The following is a 2172-nucleotide window of genomic DNA, read 5'->3' on the forward strand; positions in this document are numbered from 1 at the left end:
GCATCGGCCGGATCGGTGTCCGGCGCGAAGAAGTTCGGGTCGATGAATTCGATGAAGCGCTTGGCCTGGGGGGTCAGGAATTTTCCGCGACGCATCGCCACGCCATAGGTGCGGCGCGGGAAATAGCGGTTCAGCGACAGCGACGACAGCTTGTCGTCCGGCGTCAGGCAGATGCCCGAGACGATCGAGATGCCGAGGCCCATCTCGACGTAGCGCTTGATCACCGCCCAGCCGCCGGCTTCGAGCCGGACGTTCAGGCTCAGGTTCTGCGCCTGGAAGGCGAGCTCGACCATCGACAGCGTGTTCAGGCCGCGCGGCGGCAGGATGAATTCGTAGGGACTGATGTCGGCGAGCGACACTTCGAGGCGGCCGGCGAGCGGGTGTTCGAGCGGCGTGATCAGCGTCTGGTCGTAGGCGTGGATCGGCTGGTAGCTCATGTCGTCCGGCACTTCCCGGAACGATCCGACCGCGAAATCAACCTCGTCCTCGCGCAGCAGCCGCAGGCCCTCGCGCCCCGGCACATTGTGAAAGCGCACGCGGATGCCGGGGTGCGCGGCGCTGAAGCGCGTCACCACGTCGGGCAGCAGGTAGAGGATCGTGGCTTCGCCGGCCGTGATGTTGAGCTCCCCCGACTCGACGCTGCCGCGCCGGGCGAGGAAGGTCTCGGGCAGGCCATCGAGGCCTTCGAGCAGCGGCAGTGCCATCTCGTAGAGGGTCTGGCCCTCGGGCGTGAGCCGGATGCGCGGGCCGCGGCGTTCGAACAGCGTTACGCCCAGCTCCCGCTCAAGCGCCTGAATCTGCAGGGAGACAGACGGCTGGCTCAGGAACATGCGCTCGGCCGCCCGCGAGATGCTGCCGGTCTGCACCGCATAGCAGAAGCCGCGCAACTGCTGCAGCCGGTTGTGTTTGTAGTAGTGGCGGGGCAGCGGCGAATTCATCGTCGGCGGGCAGATGTTGACTGTCTTATATTGATGGCGTGAATGTTTAGTATTGACGATTGAGCCTTGTCAATTGCTGCATAGCCACATTAGACTGCGCGCAATTTCTCGGTACGCGATCACGTTTCGCGATGTGAAATTACATGAAGCGCCGTTCATCATCCCGGCGCCTGTTTCGCGCCACACCTCTTGTTACTGGAGAACCGTCGCATGCCGCACCTGAGCCTTGAGCAGCTGAAGAACGACTGGGCCGAAAATCCGCGCTGGAAGGGCATCACCCGTGCCTACTCGGCCGAAGACGTTGTCCGTCTGCGCGGCACTGCCGGCGTCGAGTACACGCTGGCCACGAAGGGCGCCGAGAAGCTCTGGAAGTACCTGAACACCGAGCCGTTCATCAATGCGCTGGGCGCGCTGACCGGCAACCAGGCCATGCAGCAGGTCAAGGCCGGCCTGAAGGCGATCTACCTGTCGGGCTGGCAGGTCGCGGGCGATGCCAACCTCGCCGGCGCGATGTATCCCGACCAGTCGCTGTATCCGGCCAACTCGGTGCCGGCCGTCGTCGAGCGCATCAACAACACGCTGATGCGCGCCGACGAACTGCACCATGCCGAAGGCAACGACTCGATCGACTTCTTCCAGCCGATCGTCGCCGACGCCGAGGCCGGCTTCGGTGGCGTGCTGAATGCCTTCGAACTCATGAAGGCCATGATCAAGGCCGGCGCCTCGGGCGTGCACTTCGAGGACCAGCTCGCCTCGGTCAAGAAGTGCGGCCACATGGGCGGCAAGGTGCTGGTGCCGACCCGCGAAGCCGTCGAGAAGCTGACCGCCGCGCGTCTGGCCGCCGACCTCATGGGCGTGCCGACGCTGCTCGTCGCCCGTACCGACGCCGAAGCCGCTGACCTGCTGACCAGCGATGTCGACGACAACGACAAGCCGTTCTGCACCGGCGAGCGCACCGTCGAAGGCTTCTACCGCGTCAAGCCGGGTCTGGAGCAGGCGATCAGCCGCGGCCTGGCCTACGCGCCGGTCGCCGATCTGGTCTGGTGCGAGACCGGCAAGCCGGATCTCGAGTACGCGCGCAAGTTCGCCGAGGCGATCCACGCGAAGTTCCCGGGCAAGATGCTGGCCTACAACTGCTCGCCGTCGTTCAACTGGAAGAAGAACCTCGACGACGCGACCATCGCCAAGTTCCAGCGCGAGCTGGGCGCGATGGGCTACAAGTTCCAGTTCATCA

The 2172-nt window shown here is 64.9% G+C and carries 2 protein-coding genes; one reads left to right on the plus strand and one right to left on the minus strand.

Annotation, left to right across the window (positions count from 1 at the left end; translation table 11 throughout):
• The coding region (locus PKE44_RS18575) for a LysR family transcriptional regulator (protein ID WP_324554203.1) at positions 1-938 on the minus strand (938 nt) is incomplete at its 3' end.
• Between the two features lie 210 nt (positions 939-1148).
• Here PKE44_RS18575 and aceA point away from each other — a divergent pair.
• Positions 1149-2172 (plus strand): isocitrate lyase (gene aceA, locus PKE44_RS18580; RefSeq protein ID WP_324554205.1); only part of this gene is annotated, 1024 nt, incomplete at its 3' end.

It is taken from the genome of Plasticicumulans sp., assembly GCF_035331805.1.
In the GTDB taxonomy this organism is placed as follows: Bacteria; Pseudomonadota; Gammaproteobacteria; order Competibacterales; family Competibacteraceae; genus Plasticicumulans.